Origin of the sequence: Agromyces mangrovi (assembly GCF_030296695.1) — a bacterium.
Classification (GTDB): Bacteria; Actinomycetota; Actinomycetes; order Actinomycetales; family Microbacteriaceae; genus Agromyces; species Agromyces mangrovi.
In genome coordinates this window covers 1,414,911-1,433,727 of the sequence record NZ_AP027737.1, presented here as the reverse complement: position 1 = coordinate 1,433,727, position 18,817 = coordinate 1,414,911, and the positions used below count along the sequence as shown (strand labels likewise).

18 protein-coding genes are annotated in these 18,817 nt (G+C 70.8%); 13 read left to right on the top strand and 5 right to left on the bottom strand.

The genetic code is table 11. From position 1 onward, the window contains the following. Positions 1–116: 116 nt before the first annotated feature. Positions 117–701, bottom strand: a complete 585-nt coding sequence (locus QUE38_RS06815) for a sugar O-acetyltransferase (RefSeq protein WP_286311694.1) — start codon at positions 699–701, stop codon at positions 117–119. A 135-nt stretch (positions 702–836) separates the two neighbouring features. Here QUE38_RS06815 and QUE38_RS06810 point away from each other — a divergent pair, with 135 nt between their 5' ends. The 7 genes from QUE38_RS06810 to QUE38_RS06780 all read left to right on the top strand — a co-directional run bounded on the left by QUE38_RS06810 (position 837) and on the right by QUE38_RS06780 (position 9,635). Beyond that, positions 837–1,877, top strand: a complete 1,041-nt coding sequence (locus QUE38_RS06810) for a LacI family DNA-binding transcriptional regulator (RefSeq protein WP_286310961.1) — start codon at positions 837–839, stop codon at positions 1,875–1,877. A gap of 156 nt (positions 1,878–2,033) precedes the next feature. Then, on the top strand, positions 2,034–3,311 hold the full coding sequence (locus QUE38_RS06805) for an ABC transporter substrate-binding protein (RefSeq protein WP_286310959.1): 1,278 nt from the start codon (positions 2,034–2,036) through the stop codon (positions 3,309–3,311). 61 nt (positions 3,312–3,372) lie between these two features. After that, entirely contained in the window at positions 3,373–4,254 is an 882-nt protein-coding gene (locus tag QUE38_RS06800) for a carbohydrate ABC transporter permease (protein ID WP_286310958.1), read from the top strand. Continuing rightward, the gene (locus QUE38_RS06795) at positions 4,251–5,183 is read left to right on the top strand and encodes a carbohydrate ABC transporter permease (protein ID WP_286310956.1); all 933 of its coding nucleotides are present in this window, start codon (positions 4,251–4,253) and stop codon (positions 5,181–5,183) included. The genes QUE38_RS06800 and QUE38_RS06795 overlap by 4 nt, the downstream gene beginning before the upstream one ends. A gap of 8 nt (positions 5,184–5,191) precedes the next feature. Beyond that, positions 5,192–7,222 (top strand): hypothetical protein, encoded by a 2,031-nt coding sequence (locus tag QUE38_RS06790; protein ID WP_286310954.1) that lies wholly within the window; start codon positions 5,192–5,194, stop codon positions 7,220–7,222. A gap of 59 nt (positions 7,223–7,281) precedes the next feature. Continuing rightward, positions 7,282–8,166: an aldo/keto reductase gene (locus QUE38_RS06785; protein WP_286310951.1), complete on the top strand. Its 885-nt coding sequence runs from the start codon at positions 7,282–7,284 to the stop codon at positions 8,164–8,166. Next, positions 8,163–9,635, top strand: coding sequence for a hypothetical protein (locus QUE38_RS06780; protein ID WP_286310950.1), 1,473 nt, complete (start codon positions 8,163–8,165; stop codon positions 9,633–9,635). Before QUE38_RS06785 ends, QUE38_RS06780 begins: the two co-directional genes overlap by 4 nt. Before the next feature lie 60 nt (positions 9,636–9,695). On the opposite strand, the gene QUE38_RS06775 is transcribed toward QUE38_RS06780, so the two are convergent. From QUE38_RS06775 to QUE38_RS06760, 4 genes are read right to left on the bottom strand one after another with little or no spacing between them, the layout of a single operon-like run. Next, positions 9,696–10,598: a hypothetical protein gene (locus QUE38_RS06775; protein WP_286310948.1), complete on the bottom strand. Its 903-nt coding sequence runs from the start codon at positions 10,596–10,598 to the stop codon at positions 9,696–9,698. Continuing rightward, entirely contained in the window at positions 10,595–11,455 is an 861-nt protein-coding gene (locus tag QUE38_RS06770; RefSeq protein WP_286310946.1) for a hypothetical protein, read from the bottom strand. The genes QUE38_RS06775 and QUE38_RS06770 overlap by 4 nt, the downstream gene beginning before the upstream one ends. 9 nt (positions 11,456–11,464) lie before the next feature. Next, entirely contained in the window at positions 11,465–12,307 is an 843-nt protein-coding gene (locus QUE38_RS06765) for an exodeoxyribonuclease III (RefSeq protein WP_286310945.1), read from the bottom strand. Positions 12,308–12,317: 10 nt separating this feature from the next. Further along, positions 12,318–12,911, bottom strand: a complete 594-nt coding sequence (locus QUE38_RS06760; RefSeq protein ID WP_286310942.1) for a DUF6328 family protein — start codon at positions 12,909–12,911, stop codon at positions 12,318–12,320. Between the two features lie 111 nt (positions 12,912–13,022). Between QUE38_RS06760 and QUE38_RS06755 the strand changes: the two genes are divergently transcribed. From QUE38_RS06755 to QUE38_RS06730, 6 genes are all read left to right on the top strand, one after another. Then, positions 13,023–13,793, top strand: a complete 771-nt coding sequence (locus QUE38_RS06755; RefSeq protein WP_286310940.1) for a GntR family transcriptional regulator — start codon at positions 13,023–13,025, stop codon at positions 13,791–13,793. Between the two features lie 192 nt (positions 13,794–13,985). After that, entirely contained in the window at positions 13,986–14,957 is a 972-nt protein-coding gene (locus QUE38_RS06750; RefSeq protein ID WP_286311692.1) for a TIGR03557 family F420-dependent LLM class oxidoreductase, read from the top strand. Further along, positions 14,954–15,796: a coenzyme F420-0:L-glutamate ligase gene (locus tag QUE38_RS06745; protein WP_286310938.1), complete on the top strand. Its 843-nt coding sequence runs from the start codon at positions 14,954–14,956 to the stop codon at positions 15,794–15,796. The genes QUE38_RS06750 and QUE38_RS06745 overlap by 4 nt, the downstream gene beginning before the upstream one ends. Continuing rightward, positions 15,793–16,467 carry a 2-phospho-L-lactate guanylyltransferase gene (cofC, locus tag QUE38_RS06740; RefSeq protein WP_286310937.1) on the top strand — a complete coding sequence of 225 codons (675 nt, stop codon included), beginning with the start codon at positions 15,793–15,795 and terminating at the stop codon, positions 16,465–16,467. Before QUE38_RS06745 ends, cofC begins: the two co-directional genes overlap by 4 nt. Then, positions 16,464–17,486, top strand: coding sequence for a glucose-6-phosphate dehydrogenase (coenzyme-F420) (gene fgd, locus QUE38_RS06735; protein WP_286310936.1), 1,023 nt, complete (start codon positions 16,464–16,466; stop codon positions 17,484–17,486). Before cofC ends, fgd begins: the two co-directional genes overlap by 4 nt. 62 nt (positions 17,487–17,548) lie before the next feature. Further along, a complete protein-coding gene (locus QUE38_RS06730) occupies positions 17,549–18,814 on the top strand; it encodes a LolA family protein (protein WP_286310933.1) in 1,266 nt (421 codons plus the stop codon). Positions 18,815–18,817: the final 3 nt, after the last annotated feature.

Below are 18,817 nucleotides of genomic sequence, written 5' to 3'. Positions count from 1 at the left end.
CGGACGGGGATGCTCTTGGTGGATCTACGCCCACCAAGAGCATCCCAGGCGTGGTGCTGACGGGCAGGAACCGACTCCGAGGTGCCTCGAGTGTCCGACTGCGATGCCGGCCTCGCTCAATCGGGGATCTCGCGGAGGATGCGCGCCGGGTTGCCCGCCGCGATGACGTTCGCGGGCACGTCCTTGAGGACGACGGCGCCGGCGCCGATGACGGAGTTCTCGCCGATCGTGACGCCCGGGCCGATGATGGCGCCACCGCCGATCCAGACGTTCTCATGGATGGTGATGGGCTTCGCCGACTCGAGCTTGTCGCGCCGCGGTCGCGGATCGACCGGATGGGTTGCGGTGAGCAGTTGGACGTTCGGGCCGATCAGCACGTCGTCCCCGATACGGATGTCGGCGACGTCGAGCGCCGTGAGGTTGAAGTTGATCGAGACGCGGTCGCCGAGGTGGATGTTCTCGCCGAAGTCCACGTGCAGGGGCGGTCGCACGAACACGTCGTCGCCGACGCTTCCGAGCAGATCGGAGAGGATGCTGCGTGCGGAGTCGATGTCGTCGACGAGCGCGGCTGCGTAGTCGCGAGTGAGTGTCATCGCCCGGTGCATGATGCGCAAGCTCTCGGGATCATCGGCGATGTAGAGATCGCCCGCCAGCATGCGCTCGCGATTGGTACGAGGGTCGCCGGCGAAGTAGTCGTGCATGTCAGCAAGTCTCGCAGGCCGCACGCATCGGGATGTGGCCGTGATCGTCGACGGGTCAGCACGGGAGCACTGGCCGACGGGTGGCTGCATCATGCGGGACGGAAGCGTGGCGTGGCTGACTAGGCTGGGCGCGCCATGAACAAGAACCACGGAGAGCCGCGCGGGCTGCCGACGAGCAAGGATGTCGCGAAGCTCGCCGGCGTGTCGCAGAGCACGGTCTCGTACGTCATGTCGGGCAAGCGGGCCATCGCCGCGGACACGCGCCGGCGAGTCGAGCAGGCGATGCACGAACTCGGCTACCAGCCGAATGCCGGTGCGCGTGCACTCCGTGGGTCCAAGACCAACGTCATCGCCCTCGTCGTCCACCTCGGCGCGGACGCCGACCTGTCGGAGACGTTGCCCTACATCGAGGCGGTCGTCGAGCAGGCGCGTCGGCGCGACTACGAGGTGGTGCTGAGCACGGCGGACGAAGGGCCGGAAGGGATCCGCCGCCTAGCGGGGCGCCGGGTCTGCGACGCGTTCGTGCTCATGGATATCCGGCGCGACGACGAACGTGTTCCCGTCGCTGCGGCGCTGGGGCTCCCTGTGGTGCTGGTCGGCTTCCCCGCCGAGGCGTACGGGTTGGACGCGGTCGACTTCGACACGGCGCACGCCTCCGAGTTGCTCGTGGACGAGCTCGCCGACACGGGGCACCGCCACGTCGTGGTCGTCGGGGAGACTGCCGAGGAGATCGCCGAACTTCCGTTCATCGCGAAGTTCCAGGAGGCGGCACGTCGGCGAGCCGTCGATCGGGGGATCGGCTTCACGGTCGTCGATCGTGCGAAGGAGGGTTGGGCGGGCATCCGCGAAGCAGGACCGCGCATACTCGCCGAGCGCTCCGAGGGACTCGGCGTGATCGCGCGCACCGCACAGGTGACCGAATGGATGCTGCAGCTGCTGGATGTCGAGGGGCTGCGAGTCGGCCGCGACGTCTCACTGGTGAGCATGTGCACCGACGCCCGAGCGACGGGCTGGGAGACGCACGTGACCAACGTGTCCGCTGAACCCGCCGAGCTCATCGAGCGAGGCATGCGGATCCTCTTCGACCGGATCGGAGGCGACGCCCACCCCGGGCGCCGCGAGCTCGTCGAGCTCCGTCGGATCACGCGGCGGGAGACGACCGCTCGCATCTCCTGAGGACCTGGTCCTCGGCGTTGCCGGAATGTTATCGATACGTATCGGTAGTTGAACCGATACGTATGCTACCGTCATCGGGACGCGAGCCCGATTCGCTTCCCGGCACCCGCAGCGCGGTCGGCCGGCATCCCGTCAACGCCGACGAATGGAAGAACATTGACTCACAGACGAGTACTCGCCAACACGCTCGGCGCCGTCACGGTCCTGGGACTCGCGGTCGCGAGCCTGACCGGATGCGGCGCCTCCGAATCGTCCGCGGACGGTCCGGTCACCGTCACGTTCGCCGCGTGGTGGCCCGAGGAGACGGTCGCGGCCGGCCTCGAACTGGCCAATGAGGACCTGGCGTCCGAGGGCGTCCAGATCGAGTACGAGTACGTCGAGTTCGAGCAGTACAACACGTTCCTCAACACGCAGATTGAGTCCGGTGGGGGCCCGGACCTCACGCCGTCCGGCAACTTCCCGAGCCTCATCACCACCGGGGCCCTGCTCCCCATCGAGGACGCCTCCATCTACGAGGGCTTCAATGAGGCAGGCCTCTTCAAGGCGACCGATGACGACGGCCAGGTATACGGCATCCCGACCTGGGGCTGGTTCTCGGCCTACTTCTACAACACGGAGCTGTTCCAGCAGAACCGCGTCGAGCCGCCCACCACATGGGAAGAGCTCACGGACGTGAACCAGGTCTTCCTCGACAACGACATCACCCCGATCGCATTCGGCCTCGCGCAGGGCAACGACCGCGCGATGCACTCGCTCGAGGGCTACCTCAACAACTCGTACTACGAGAACGGGGCCGGGAGCGCGGAGGACGATGTCGCCTTCGCGCTCGGTGAGAAGAGCCTCGGGGAGATCTGGGGGCCGTCCGTCGAGGAATGGTCCGCGACCATCGACCAGGGAGTCCTCACGCCCGAGATGCTCGGCATCCCCGAGCAGCAGGCGCTCGAGGCCTTCCAGACCGGACGCGCCGCGATGATCATCACCGGTCCGTGGCACTACGAGCAGTTCAAGGAATCCGGCGTGCCCTTCGGCGTGTTCTCGCACGTGGGAGCCGATGCCGACAACCGCTGGCTCGTGGGTGGCCCCGGCGAGCCGATCGGCGTGAACGCCAACACGGAGCATCCGGATGCCGCCTTCGCGGCGCTCGCCGCCCTCGCACAGGTCGACGTGCAGAAGGCGCTCGTCGATGCGAACCCCGGTTCATTCTCCTCGTTCCAGGGCGTCACCCCCGACCTGCCGGCGGAGTACGAGCTCATCCTGCCGATGCTCGAGCAGGGAAACGTCGCATTCCCGCTCGCGCGATGGGACGCCGGCCTCAACTCGGGCACCGTCGGGACCGAGGTGATCTCGCAGCTGCAGAAGCTCATCCTCGGCGAGATCACACCGGAGCAGTTCACGGACAACGTCGACAAGGTCGCCGACACCGCCCGGTTCTGACCCGTGGAGGCGAGCGTCCGCGGCCTTCGGGCGCTCTCCTCCCTCCGAGCACGAGGAACACATGCGCACCACACTCCGCCGGAACGGCGCCTACATCCTGATGGTGGTCCCGGCCGCCCTGCTGTTCTCGGTCTTCTTCATCTTCCCGGTCGCGCGCACCGTGGCGATGAGCTTCACCGACGACAGCAGTTTCCGGCCCGAGACGACCACCGTGGGACTCGAGAACTACGCCAGGGCACTCAGCGACGATTCGGTACTCGGCGCGATCGGGCACTCGCTCTGGTACGCGCTCGCGTCATTGGTGCTGGTGAACATGCTCGCCATCCCCGTCGCGGTCGCCCTGAATGCCAGGATCCCGTTCCGCAACGGCTTCCGGGCGATCTTCTTCAGCCCAGCGGTCCTGAGCGTGCTGGTCGTCGGCTACCTGTGGGGCTTCCTGCTCTCCTCGAACGAGTACGGACTCATCAACTCCGGCCTGGCGCTCGTCGGCATCCCGCCGGTCAACTGGCTCGGTGACCCGGACATCGCGATGTGGTCGATCATCCTCACTCAGGTCTGGCAATGGTTCGGCTATTCGATGGTCATCTACCTCGCCAACCTCCAGGCGATCAATCCAGACCTGTACGAGGCCGCGTCGATCGACGGGGCGAGCGGCTGGCAGCAGTTCTGGAGCATCACGCTCCCCGGCCTCTTCCCTGCCATCCAGTTCAGCGTCGTCACCGGGCTCATCTCCGGGTTCAAGGTGTTCGACATCGTCTACGCACTGACGGGTGGCGGTCCAGGCGACGCAACCGAGACCGTGCTCACCCTCCTCTACCGCGCATTCGGTGCGGGCACCTACGGCTACGCCGCCGCCTACGGCGTGCTCTTCCTGCTCGTCACGCTCTTCGTCACCATGACACTGCTCGCACTCTCCCGCCGAATCGAGGCTCGCCTCTCATGACCGTCCACGCCTCCCCGCCCGCGATCACAGCGGCGCTCGAACCCGACACCGACACGTCCTCCACCACCACGTCGGCCCGGCCGGCGCGCCGACGGTCGCGCATCCGAGGCACGCGGCGCCGTGTGGCCCTGACATTCACGGCGCTCTCGATCCTCGCGGTTCTGGTGCTGCTGCCCATGTACTACCTGCTCGTGAACACGTTCAAGACGACGCAGCAGGCTGCCGAGTCGCCGTTGGGCCTGCCGACGACCATCGACTTCAGCCGCTACGTCAACGCCTTCGTCGAGATGGACTACCCGCGTGCGTTCCTGAATACGGCCGTCATCACGGTCGGATCCGTGGCCGGCACGATCCTGGTCGCATCGATGGCGGGGTACGCGCTCAGCCGGAAGGCTCGGAGCAGGTTCGCGGGCTTCGTCTTCCTCGTGTTCCTCGCCGGACTCATGTTCCCGTACCAGATGGCGATTCTCGGACTCTACGACGTCGTGCTCCGCCTCGGGATCATGAACACCCACTTGGCGGTCATCCTCATCAACGCCTCGACCGGCCTCCCGTTCGCGATCTTCCTCTTCTACGCGTTCACGCGAACGATCCCCATCGAACTGGAGGAAGCGGCCCACATCGACGGCGCGGGGATTCTCCGCACCTTCTTCACGATCGTGTTCCCGCTGCTGCGGCCGATCGTCGCAACCGTGGCCATCCTCACGACCCTCAACGTCTGGAACGACTTCATGGGACCGCTGTACTTCCTCCGCGGGTCCGACAACGCCGTCATCACCCAGCAGATCAGCCGGAACGTGGGCCAGTTCACGACCGACTGGACCTCACTGTTCCCGATGCTCGTTCTCGGCGTACTGCCGCTGCTCATCTTCTACCTCGTCATGCAGCGCCACATCATCGGCGGCGTCTCCGGTTCGCTGAAGGGTTGACACATCACATGACCTCGCCATCAGCGGTCGCCGACCGTCTTCACCACCGGTTCGGGCGCGGGGTGGTGCAGCTCGACCCCGTCAGCGGTGCGCCGGTGCAGTTCTCCACGCCGGCCGATCCCGACCGTCGGTACCTGCTCGACCACGACGTGCTCTGGCACTCGGTCGAACACCAGTGGGGCAGCGGCTTCGTGGTCGCGGAATCCGGATCCGGCCGGTGGAACGCGCCCGAGACCCTCCACATCACCGAGGACCGGGTCGAGTCGTCGTTCCGTCCGCTGCCCGGCCTCCGCCTCACAGTCGCACGCGACTTCGACGACGGGTTCCGTGAGCGCTACACGTGGCAGAACACCTCGGCCCAGGAGATCCGGATCACGAGCCTCGGTATCCAGACGCCGTTCGCAGACATATACGAGGATGCCGCGAACGCGGTCGCCCGGGCCGTGCACGCGCACGTGTTCACTGGCGGCAGTTGGGCATGGGTGCTCGCCGAGCCGATGTCGGGTGTCGGCATGCGGCTCGGCCTGATCGTGCGGCGTGGGGAACTCAACGGGTACTCGATCGAGTCGAGGAACCAGAACACCTCCTCGAATGCGCGTGGACACATCCTCCTGCACGTGACCGACGCGGCCCGCAACCCCTCCGCCTTCGGTGGGCAGCCCGTCATCGCCATCGCACCGGGCGAACGGTACGAGCTGGAGTGGGAACTCGACTGGTACCCGGACGAGGCGGCGTTCCTCTCCGCCGTGCGGGGGCCGGCGGAGATTCCGAACCCGATGTCGAGCACCACGTCGGAGATCGTCGTGCGCTCGAGCGAGGCGGTGCGGTCGACCGCGTCGACCGTGCAGGTGCGGCCCGTCGACGGTGGCTATGCGGTCTCCAGCCGGTGCGCGGGGGTCTTCCCGCTGCGGATCGGGGAGGCGGCCCACACCGAGGTGGGCTTCCATGAGCCGTTGGCCGAGGTCGTGCGCAAGCGGGCCGCCTACATCCTCCGTCATCAGCGCAGCGTGGAACGCCCCGGACTCCTCGGCGATGCGCTCGTGCCCGTCGACACGACGACGCGGCTCACGCAGACCGGGAACGGCTGGTCGGACTGGTCGGACGGGTCCGAGCGCATCGGGATGGCGATCATGCTCCAACTGGGGCGCCGGCTGGGATGGCTCGACGCAGACGTCGACGACGTCCTGGCGCGCTGGGCCGCGTTCGCCCGGTCGCACCTGCTCGACGAACGGCACACGCCTCGCCGAGGATCCAACGACCACACCGGTCCCCGACTCTACGACACCCCGTGGTTGGCCAGGTTCTTCCTGGAGCGGTACCGGTGGACCGGTGAGCCCGGCGACCTGGCGGACGCGCTCGCCATCATGGAGCGCGCCTTCGAACTGGGCGTTGGCACCTATCTCGCCATCGGCCTGCCCGAGGTCTGCGCGGACCTGGCTGCGGAGCTCGATCGCGTCGGGAGGAGCGGGGACGCCGCGCGCCTGCGGACCGAGGTTGTGGCCAGCGCCGGACACTTCCTCGCGCGGGGCGCCGACATCCCGGCCCACGAGGTGAGCTACGAGCAGTCGATGGCGGCGCCCCTGGTGGCGCTCTTGGCGGAGGCGCACCGGATCACAGGCGATGAGGACGTCGTCGCCGCCCTCCGTACGGACCTGCCGAAGCTGCTCGCCTTCAGCGGGCCCCAGCCGTATGCCAGGCTCTTCCGGGTCGCGATCCGCCACTGGGACGGGTTCTGGTTCGGAACGCGCCGGCTCTGGGGCGATGTCTTCCCGCATCACTGGAGCGCACTCACGGCGGCGGCGATCGCCGAACTCCCGGTCGAGCTGCGCACGCCCGAGCTCGACGACACGATGCGCTCCATCCTGCACGGCGGGATGAGCAGCTTCTTCCCGGACGGCAGCGCCACCTGCGCATTCGTCCTCCCGACCGCGGTCGACGGCGTGGCCGCCCACAGTCCTGATCCGCTCGCGAACGATCAGGACTGGCACCTCGTGATCTGGATGCAGCTGCACGACCGCCGAGGAGTCCGGGTCGAGTGACGGATGCCCGGCGCGTGTCGCGACCCGACCTGAATCGCATGCACCATCGAAGGAGAAAGATGAACGGCACGAGCGTGAAGACCCGCCGGATCGGCGAGAGCGAGGTGAGCGCCGTCGGCCTCGGCGGCGTGCAGTGGTCACTGGTGGATGAACCGGACGAGGCGCGGTCGATCGCGACGATCCACGCTGCAATCGACGCGGGCATCACGTTGATCGACACCGCTCACGCGTACACGACCCTCGACGAGGAGTCGCACAACGAGCGCATGGTGGCGACCGCGCTCGCCGCGCATCCCGACCGCGAACGGGTTCTCGTCGCCACGAAGGGCGGGCACTGGCGCACACCGGACGGCATGCGCATCTCCAACGACCGGAGCACCCTGCGGCGACACCTGGAGACCAGCCTGCGGACGCTCGGGGTCGAGCGCATCGGGCTCTACCAGCTCCATCACCCCGATCCGCAGGTCCCCGTGGAAGAGGCCGTCGGCACGCTGGCCGACTTCCAGCGCGACGGGCTGGTCGAGCACATCGGAGTCTCCAACTTCGATCTCGAGCAACTCGAGCGAGCGCGCTCGGTCGCCGCGATCGCGTCCGTGCAGAACGCATACTCGCCGCTGCGGCTGGCTGATCAGCCGGTGGTCGAGTATGCGGCCAAGCATGGTCTCTCGTATCTCGCGCACTCGCCCTTCGGAGGACGCGGCCGCTCCGGCCGTTTCCTCGACTCCCTGCCGAACACCCGGGCACTGGCCACCGAACTCGGGATTCCGCTGCACGTCTTCGTGCTCGCCTGGCTCCTGCACCGGAACGACGCGATCATCCCGATCCCCGGTGCCGGCCGGCCGAGGTACGGCGCCGGTATCGCCGATGCGATCGGCATCGAACTGTCTGATGCCGAGGCGGCGGTGCTCGACGCCGAGGCCGTGCCAGGGGACTGGCTCCCATGACAGACGTGCGCTTCGCCCCGCCAACGTTCGCTCCCAACCCCTCCGACGACCGTGCGCTGGCGGCATCGGTATCGCGCCTCCTCGCGGACGACTATGCGGTCGACGCGGTCATCCGCGAGTCGCTGGCCAGCGACTGGCCGGGAGACGTGGCCGGCCGATTGCTGCTCGCGCTCAGCCGCCTCGAGCGGCTCGGCGCCCCCACCGCCGAGCGGGCTGCGGAACTCTGCGAGGCGATTCTGGAGGCGCTCGACCCGTACGGCTGCTTCGGCGCTCCGCTGGGCGACACGATCGACGAGCAGCAGGTCGCCTGCCACGGGTGGGTCGTGTCCGGATTGCTTCAGCGCTCCGAGCCGCGAGCAACGGCGGCAGCGCTTCGCATCGTGGACACGTTGCTGCTTCCCGCGCTCGCTCGACTCGACACGTACCCGCGCGGGCGGCGCTCGACGACCGACGGGGCGGCATCCGGCCACCTGATCGACGGGCGCGACGGCTGGCGCGTCTCCACCGACACCTGGTGCGTGCTGCTGGCCCTGAACGCGTTGGTGCCGGCCTATCTGGCGACCGAGCGAGCGGACATCCGGGGCGCGATCACCGGACTCGAGCTCCTGGTGGACGGACTCGACGTCGTGGCGGAGGGCGCCCAGTTGCATGCGACGCTCTCCGCTGCGAGGGCACTCGCCCAGTTGGCGGAGCATCGCGGGGACGCCAGTGCGCTGCACGTTGCCCGACAGGTGTACGCCGCATACGCGGGCTCGGCCAGGACGCTCAATGCCGCGACGTTCAACTGGTTCGGGCGCCCCGACTCCTGGACCGAACCGTGTGCGATGGTCGACGCCCTCGGCCTCGCACTCGCGCTCTGGCGCATCACGGGAGACGACGACTACCTCCGCGACGCGGAGCGCATCGAGCACAGCGCACTCGGCTTCGCCCAGCGGGACGACGGCAGCTTCGGCCTCGACCGCATCGCCACGCCCGAAGACCCGGTCATCGCCGTGATCCACCCCGACGCCCGCTGGTGCTGCACCATGCGCGGCGCGGTCGGCCTGTCCGAGGCGCGGGAGTCGACCGCCCGGGCCGAGGACGGCGGGGTCTCGATCGACCTGCTGCATGCCGGCGACATCGACGTCGAGACGTCCGGGGGTGCCTGGCGCGTTCGCCTCGAGCGTTCCGAAGACCGCTGGGTACTGCGCCTCCTCGGCGGGCCGGAGGGCAGAGCCTGTACCGTCACCCTCCACGCAGGTCGCTTCGGTGGCCGTCGCCTGGAGCTTCGTCCCACGTCCCCGACCTGCGAGATCGTCACGGACCGCACGCCGAGCGAGACGCTCCTGGAAGACGGTCGCAAGGTGAGATACCTCGGCCCGGACGTCCTCTCGCGCCCGATGGGCGGTGGAGGGGTGGACATCCTGCGTGCGCAGCCCCGCCTGGGACCGCCGGGTGAGGACGCGCCACGGTACGAGCTGGCCTGGTGAAGCAGCAGGTCGGACCCCGAGAGCGGCCGGGTGCGGCCGGCCCGCGTCGATCGAGGCGGCCTACTGGTACGAGACGAGGTCGGGCACCGGGTCGACCTGCTGCATCGTCTGCTCGGGCGTGAGCATCGGGGCATCCTCGTCGATGAAGTTCTTCCAGCCCCAGAAGACGCCCTCGGGCGCGTTCTGGTGGAGCGCACGCCAGGTCGCCTGCTTCGCCGGCTGCGAGCCCTGGCCGTCGGCGTGGATCAGCACGGTGACCTCGGGCCGGGTCGTGTCGACGTCGTCGCGGTTCAGGATCATGTCGAGCCGGAACTGGTGCAGGATGAGCAGTTTCGGCGGCAGGTCGTGCTCGTCGCAGATGCGGGCGAGTTCGTCGATGACGTCGTTGACCTCGGCGGCCTCGACCTGGCCGATGTTCACGAGGTGCCGCTGGTCGGGCTCGAGCCGCCACTCGGGGTCGAGCGCGAGGCCGACCCATGGGTACTCGAGCAGCGACTCGTACTGCGCGAGCTGCGCGGGGAACGTGTCGCGCCCGGGCTGCAGGTCGAGCACGACGTAGAGTCCGGCCTCGCCGGCCGCCTCCACCCACGGGCGCAGGCCCTCGGCGTCGGGCTCGCTCGAGAAGTCGCCGTCGTCGGTGGGCGAGCCGGATGCCACGGTGGTGATGATCTCGAACCCGGGCATGACCGTGCGGTCGGTGAGCGGCTCGTACGCCGCCGCGAGTCCCTCGGCGCGGGCGATCGACTCCTCGAGGCCCTGCTCGCCGAGGATGCCGAGCACGGGCTCGCCGGGCAGCCCGTATTCCAGCACGAGCATGTGCTCGGGGAACAGCAGCTGGCCTCCGCCCGGCAACTGCTCCCCGGTGCGCGCGGAGCGCACCTGCCACTCGAGCGACTCCTGCGCGGCGAACGCCGCACTGGCCAGCACGACCGGACCGCCCGTCGCAGCGAGCTGCTCGATCACCGCACCTGACGCGAGCAGTCGCGGGTCGTCCGGGGGAGCAGGGCGACGGATGCCCCGGAGGCGCGCGCGTTCGCCACCGCGGGCAGCTGCGCGTCGTCGTCGATCGCGACGAGCGTCGTGGTGTCGAGCGGCGCGGCGCGCGTGACGTCGGGGAGGGTGGGCGGCGCCCCAGCGTCGTCGGTGGCCGTGGGCGCCGGTGACGCGGGCGTGCCCGGTTCGGCGAGGAGCGCGGAGCCGCCCGGGTCGAGTGCGGCGACCGCATCGAGCGGGTCGCCGTCGACCGGTGCGGCTTCCAGGACGATGCCGAGCGCCGCCGCGGCCGCGTCGGGGTCCGCCGGGTCCACGTCGACGGTGGTGATGTCGCCCCCGGGCGCGGCGGCGCCCACGGTCACGGCCCAGGTGGCGCCGAGGCGGTCGAGCTCCGCGCCTGCCGGGGCGGCGGGAGCGCCGGCGTCGGCGGTCGCGTCGGGCGAAGCGGAGGGCTCGGCCTCAGGGGCATCCGTCGATCCGGCATCATCCGTCGACCCAGCGGCATCCGTCGCCGCGTCGCCGAGCAGCATCGGCACGCCGAGCGCCACCGCGATCGACGCGGCCGCGACCTGGTCGTCGAGGTCCGGCCCGGCGAGCACCGCGACGGGCGACGAGGCGAAGAACGCCGCGCTCGCGGCGGCGGCCGCCTCGGCCGGGTCCGCCTGATCGACGACCGCGACGTCGGCCGCGGACGCGGTCTGCACCGCCGGGAGCGGCTCCTGCGTGGCATCCGGAACCTGCTCGTCGCCCGGCCAGGTGCACCCGACGAGCGCCACCGCGAGCACAGCCGCCGCCCCCGCGACCCGAACCGCCCTGCCCCCCGACATGCGCTGGTCCTATCCGAAGATCATGGGGACGTCGTCGTCGCCCCCGGAGTCGAGGTCGAGCTCGACGAGCACCGGCACGTGGTCGCTCGGCGCGTCGCCCTTGCGCTCGTTGCGGTGGATCGAGGCGCTCGTGACGACGTCGGCGAACGCCTCGGAGCCCAGCACGAAGTCGATGCGCAGGCCCTCGTTGCGCGGGAACTTCAGCTGCTTGTAGTCCCAGTAGGTGTAGCCCTCGGGCACGAGCGGGCGCACGACGTCGGTGACGCCGGCGCCGGTGAGTTCGGCGAAGGCCGTGCGCTCGGCGGGCGAGACGTGCGTGGTCGCGCCTTCGACGACCGCGGGGTCGCCGTTGTCCTCGTCGAACGGGGCGATGTTGAAGTCGCCCATGAGGGTGAACGGCCGCTCCGGGTGCGCGGCGGTCTCGGCGCGCGTGTGCTCGGTGAGCGCGGCCAGCCAGTCGAGCTTGTAGACGTAGTGCGGGTCGGCGAGGCTGCGGCCGTTCGGCACGTACAGGCTCCAGGCGCGCACGCCGTCGACCGTCGCCGCGATGGCACGCGCCTCGCGCGGCAGGTCCGGCCCCTCGTGCCCCTTCTGGAAGCCGGGCATGCCGGGGAACTCGGTCTCGATGTCGTCGAGCCCGACGCGGCTGGCGATGGCCACCCCGTTCCACTGGTTCAGCCCGTGGATCGCGAGCTCGTACCCCGCGGCCTCGAACGCCTCGATCGGGAACTGCTCGGGCTTGCACTTGATCTCCTGCATGGCGAGCACGTCCACGTCCTCCCGGACCAGCCAGTCGACGACGCGACCCGATCGGGCGCGGATCGAGTTGACGTTCCAGGTGGCGATGCGCATGGGCTCCAGCCTAGGCGCGCCGACCGACCTCGTCGGCCTGCGCGAGCACCTCGCCGTGCCGTCCCCCAGCCTCCCCGCGCCGCATGCCGAGCCGCGGCAGCACGAGCCAGAACAGGGCCAGGCCGATCGCGCCCGCGACGAGCGCAACGGCGCCGGCGACCCGCCCGAGCGTCCAGTCGAACAGCAGCGTCGTCACCCCCAGCACGAGCAGCGCGACGACCACCAGGTGCGCCACGAGGTAGCGGTTGCCGATGCGCACGACGTGGTCCTTGACCCGCTTGCCGAAGTACGCGCGGTGCACCGCGACCACGCCGAGCCCGAGCACGGTCGCGAGCCCGGAGAGCGCGACGAGCACGAGGTAGAGCGCCAGCTGCGCGGCATCCATCTCGGTGAACCGCTGCTGGAACGCGACCGCGAGCAGGAACCCGCCGATCAGCTGCGTGCCCGTGAGCGAGACGCGCACCTCCTGGAGGATGTCGCCCCAGTTGCGGTCGAGCCGCTCGGTGCGCGTCTCGTCGCGCTCCGCGTCACGGGAGTCGGCATCGGATGCCCTCGGGCCGCGCTCGTCGTGCTCCCCGTCGCGTGCGTGGTCTGCCGCCGTCATGGTCGAATCGTGCTCCGCGACCGGGTGCGGGCTCAAGGGGTTGACGCGACCGATCCGTCGAATCGATGAATATTGGATACAGAATCGCCTCGAGTCCGGTACGGTCGCAGCATGAATGCACGCGCAGGGCAGGCGAAGGCGGGCGATCAGGCGACGGATGCCGCGGGGGCGACGAGCTCCGATGGCGGCGCGGAGGCGCTGCGGCGCCTCGCCGGACAGCACTCGTCCGGCTACCGGTCGGTCGGGGTCATGGCCTACGACATCATCCGCGACGCGATCCTGAGCGGTGCGTTGCTGCCGGGGCAGAAGCTGCGGCAGGAGACGCTTGCCGAGCTCATCGGCGTCTCGCGCGTGCCCGTGCGCTCGGCGCTCATCCAGCTCGAGGCCGATGGCCTGGTCGAGCTGCAGGACCGCCGTGGCGCGGTCGTGAAGTCGGTGTCGGTCGAGCAGGCGCGCGAGGTGTACGACATCCGCACCCTGCTCGAGCTCGAGGCGCTGCGGCGCTCGATGGCGCACATGACGCCCGAGCGGCTCGCGCGCATGCGCGAGCTCAGCCGAGCCGTCGACGCCGAGCAGGAGGGCGGCGGGTTCATCGACGCCCGCACGGAGTTCTACGCGGTGCTCTACGACGCCGAGCGGCATCCGGTGCTGTGGGAGACCATCGAGCAGCTGAAGCTCAAGGTCGGCCGGTACGTGCTGGGCTGGCGGCTGGTCGGCGACGAGGGTGCCGAGCACTCGCACTCGCACGAGCACCTCATCGACGCCGTCGAGGCGGGTGACGTCGACCACGCGCTCGCCGTGCTGCGCGAGCACCTCGAGTCGGTGCGCGACGCCGTGCTCGCGCTGCTCGAGACCGAGGCGCAGGAGCGCGTCGGGGCGTAGTCGGCGCGACGCGCGATGCGCGGGTGGCCGCTGCCCGTCCGGGCCGTGTGCGGGCGCCTCGCGCGAGGCATCCGCTCGCCCTTCTTGCTTTTTGGATCCAGTATCCGACAGACTGGCTGCGGCGGCCACGGTCGCACCGCAGACGACCGGTGAAAGGATGGAGGAGTGTCAGTGCACATCGGCTACGCCGCGATGCTCGAGCGCTTCGCCCCATCCGAGGCGGTCGAGCTCGCCGCCCTCGCCGAGTCGCACGGCTTCCGCGGGGTGATGGCCGCCGACCACTTCCAGCCCTGGCTGCCGCGCCACGGGCAGTCGGCGTTCGTCTGGAGCGTGCTGCCCGCGATCGCCGAGCGCACCACGGGCGACGTGGGCCCGGGCGTGACCACGCCCACCTACCGCTGGCACCCCGCGATGGTCGCCCAGGCGAGCGCCACCATGGCCGCGATGTACCCCGGCCGGCATTGGCTCGGCATCGGCTCGGGCGAGGCGCTCAACGAGCACATCGTCGGCCGCTACTGGCCCGAGGCGCCCGAGCGCATCAACCGCATGTTCGAGGCCGTCGACGTGATCAGGAAGCTGTTCGCGGCCTCGGCGGCCGGCCGCGACGTGCGCCACTCCGGCCCGAACTTCAAGCTCGAGTCGACCCGGCTCTGGACGATGCCCGAGACCCCGCCCGAGATCCTCGTCGCCGCGGGCGGCCCGGTGACGGCCAAGCGCGCCGGTCGCACCGTCGACGGCCTCATCACCATGGACGCCCCGCCCGAGCGCCTCGAGCTGCTGCTCGCGCGCTTCGCCGAGGGCGCCCGCGAGGTGGGCCGCGACGCGCGGCGCATGCCGAAGGTGCTGCAGTTCCACCTCTCGTGGGCGCCGACCGACGAGGAGGCCATGGCGAACGCGATGCGCGAGTGGCCCATCGCGGGCATGCGCATCGGCAAGGGCGACATCCGCTCGCCGTTCGAGTTCGAGCAGCTCGCGCGCGGCGTGCGCCCCGAGGACCTGGCCGACCGGCTCACCATCAGCTCCGACCCCGACGTGCACCGCGCCGCGATCCAGCGCGCGTTCGACCTCGGGTTCGACCGCGTCTACCTGCACAACGTCGGCCGAAACCAGGCCGAGTGGCTCGAGGTGTTCGGGCGCGAGGTGCTGCCGAAGGTGACCCGATGAGCGCGGCGATGCAGGTCTGGGCGCTGGGCGGCCTGCCCGAGGTGCGGCCCGGTGCCGACCTCGTCGAGCTGGTGGCGGATGCCGCGGGCGACACGCTGGCCGCCGGCGACATCCTCGTGGTGACCTCCAAGATCGTGTCCAAGGCCGAGGGTCGCATCGTCGCGGCCGTCGACCGCGAGGACGCGATCACCGCCGAGACCGTGCGCGTCGTGGCGACGCGCGGGTACCCGGGCGGCGTCACGCGCATCGTCGAGAACCGCCTCGGGATGGTCGCCGCGGCCGCGGGCGTCGACGCGAGCAACACCGACGACGGCACCGTGCTGCTGCTGCCCGTCGACCCCGACGCGTCGGCGCGCGCGCTCGCCGCGGGCCTGCGCGAGCGGCTCGGCGCCGAGGTCGGCGTGATCGTGAGCGACACGCTCGGCCGGCCGTGGCGCGAGGGGCAGACCGACGTGGCCATCGGCGCCGCCGGGGTGCACGTCGTCGACGACCTGCGCGGGCAGACCGATGCGGCGGGCAAGCCGCTCATGGTCACGCTGCCGTGCGTGGCCGACGAGCTCGCCGCCGCCGGCGACCTCGTGAAGGGCAAGGCGAGCGGATGCCCCGTGGCGGTCGTCCGCGGCATGGGCCGCCTCGTCGGCCCGCTCGATCTTCCGGGTGCGCGCTCGATCGTGCGCCCGAGCGAACGCGACATGTTCCGCCTGGGCACCGAGGAGGCGCTCGAACAGGGCAGGCGCGAGGGGTACGCGGCGGGGGTCGCCGCGGCCGGTGCCGGTGGCGGGGGGACCTTCGACGAGGGGTACGCCGCCGGCTTCGACGAGGGGAGGGCCGAGGCATGACGCACTGGACCGTCGTGATCCCGGTGAAGGAGCCGAGCAAGGCGAAGTCGCGCCTAGGGGCCGACGTGCCGCCCGAGGCGCGTGCCGCGCTCGCCCGCGCGTTCGCACTCGACACGATCGCGGCGACCGCGGCGACGCCCGCGGTCGACCGGGTCGTGGTCGTCACGCACGCCGAGCTGGCGATCGAGCCGGGGCCGGCGCGCATCCAGCTCATCGACGACGGGCGCGCGCACGGGCTGCCCGCCGCCATCGAGCTCGGCATCGCGCACGCCCGCGCGACCGGGGCCGGCTGGACGGCCGTGCTGCTGGGCGACCTGCCCGCGATGCGCCCGGACGAGCTCGACGGTGCGCTGAACGCCGCGGCGATGCATCCGCTCGGGTTCCTGCCCGACGCCGACGAGCACGGCACCGTGCTCGCGACCGCGGGCATCGACGTGCCGTTCGCACCCGCGTTCGGCGGGGCATCCGCCGCCGCCCACGCGGAGCAGGGCTTCGTGCCGCTCGACGTCGACGGGGTCGTCGGCCTCCGACGCGACGTCGACACCGCCGAATCGCTCGAGGTCGCGCTGCAGCTCGGCGTCGGCCCCAACACCGCGGAGGCGGTCGCGGCATTCGCCGACGGCGCGCTGCCGCACCGCAGGACCACCATCGGAAAGGGAACCAGATCGTGACACTCACCCTCGGATACAAGGCCTCCGCAGAGCAGTTCGGCCCGCGCGAGCTCGTCGAGATCGCCGTCGCCGCTGAGGGCCACGGCTTCGAGTCGGTCGCCGTGAGCGACCACTTCCAGCCGTGGCGCCACACGGGCGGGCACGCGCCGTTCTCCCTCGCGTGGATGGCCGCCGTCGCCGAGCGCACGTCGACGATCCGCATCGGCACGAGCGTGATGACGCCGACGTTCCGCTACAACCCGGCGGTGATCGCGCAGGCGTTCGCGACCATGGGCTGCCTCGCGCCCGACCGCATCTTCCTCGGCGTCGGCACCGGCGAGGCGCTGAACGAGGTCGCGACCGGCTTCCGCGGCGCGGGCGAGCAGGAGTGGCCCGAGTTCCGCGAGCGGTTCGCGCGCCTGCGCGAGTCGGTCCGCCTCATGCGCGCGCTCTGGAAGGGCGACCGGGTCTCGTTCGAGGGCGAGTACTACTCGACCCACGACGCGTCGATCTACGACGTGCCCGAGGGCGGCATCCCCGTCTACATCGCCGCCGGCGGCCCGACCGTCGCGAAGTACGCGGGGCGCGCGGGCGACGGCTTCATCTGCACCTCGGGCAAGGGACAGGAGCTCTACGTCGACAAGCTCATCCCCGCCGTGAAGGAGGGGGCGGATGCCGGTGGGCGCTCGTTCGACGACGTCGACCGAATGATCGAGATCAAGCTCTCGTACGAGGAGACCGAGGAGGCCGCGCTCGACAACACGCGCTTCTGGTCGCCGCTGTCGCTGTCGGCGGAGCAGAAGCACGACATCACCGACCCGGTCGAGATGGAGCGGGCCGCCGACGCGCTGCCGATCGAGCAGATCGCGAAGCGCTGGATCGTCGGCACCGACCCCGACGCGGTCGTCGACCAGATCTGGCAGTACGTCGACTGGGGCATGAACCACCTCGTGTTCCACGCCCCCGGCCACGACCAGGCCCGCTTCATGCAGCTCTTCGAGCGCGACCTCGCCCCTCGCCTGCGCGCCCGCGCCGCCTGACCCGGGGAGCGGATGCCCCTGAAGGCGGCCGCGCTCACAGGAAGCGGGCGTAGCCTTGGGGCATGCGCTCGAACGATGCCGGTTCGCGCCGGAAGCAGCGACTGATCGCCTGGACGCCCGCGGTCGCGGTGCCCGCGGTGATCGCCGCTGGCGTGCTGCTCGCGCCCGTCTCGGCGAACGCGGCGATCGACCTGCCCGACCTCGAGCCCTCTGAGCTGCTCGAGCTCGTGGAGTCGAGCGAGGTGCGCGAGCTCTCGGGAACGATCGAGCAGACGTCCGACCTCGGGCTGCCCGACCTCTCGGGCCTCACCGGTGGCATGGGGCCGTCGGGCGGGGGCGACGGGGCGGGCGACGCCGGCCCGAGCATCGACGACCTGCTCGAGTTCGCGACCGGCTCGCACACCATGCGCGTCTACCTCGACGGCGACCTCGCGCGCCTGCAGGTGCTCGACGGGTTCGGCCAGCGCGACGTCATCGCGGGCCCGGACGAGGTCTGGTTCACCGACTCGCGCGAGGAGACCGCGACCCACGTGACACCGCCGTCCGAGGCCGAGCTCGCTCGCCTCGAGGCGTGGAAGGACGCGCAGTCCGAGGCGTGGACGGCCGAGCACGGCGACGAGCTCGAGGCATCCGCCGACATGCCCACGCCCGAGGAGGTCGCCGACGAGGTGCTCGCTTCGCTCGACGCGTCCGACGAGGTCGCCGTCGGCGACGACGGCCGCGTGGCCGGACGCGATGCGTACGAGCTCGTGGTGACGCCCGCCGACCCCGACACGACGATCGGGCGCATCGCGATCGCGGTCGACGCCGAGACCGGCGTGCCGCTCGCGGTGGAGGTGGTCGCCCGAGGGGCATCCGACCCGGCCTTCACCGTCGGGTTCACGTCGGTGTCGCTCGACGCGCCCGACCCGGCGCTTTTCGACTTCACGCCGCCCGAGGGCTGGACCGTCACCGAGCAGCCGATCGAGGTGCCGAGCGACGAGGAGCTCGCGGCGATGGCCGAGGGCGACGGCGAGGCGCATGCGGGCGAGCCCGGCGACGCGCCGACCGTGGTGGGCGACGGCTGGTCGACGGTGGTCGTGTTCGACCCGGCGGAGATGGCGGCGGATACCCCCGAGGGCGACGCTCCCGAGGGCGAGGCGACCGACGGCGCGGCGCCCGACGCAGGCTTCGACCCGTCGCAGCTCGAGCAGCTCGCGACCCCGGTCGACGGCGGACTGCTGTTCCAGACCACGCTCGTGAACGTGCTGTTCGCCGACGACGGCCTCGTCTACGCGGGCGCGGTCACCCCGCAGGTGCTGCTCGACGTCGCCGCCGGAACCCGCTGACGC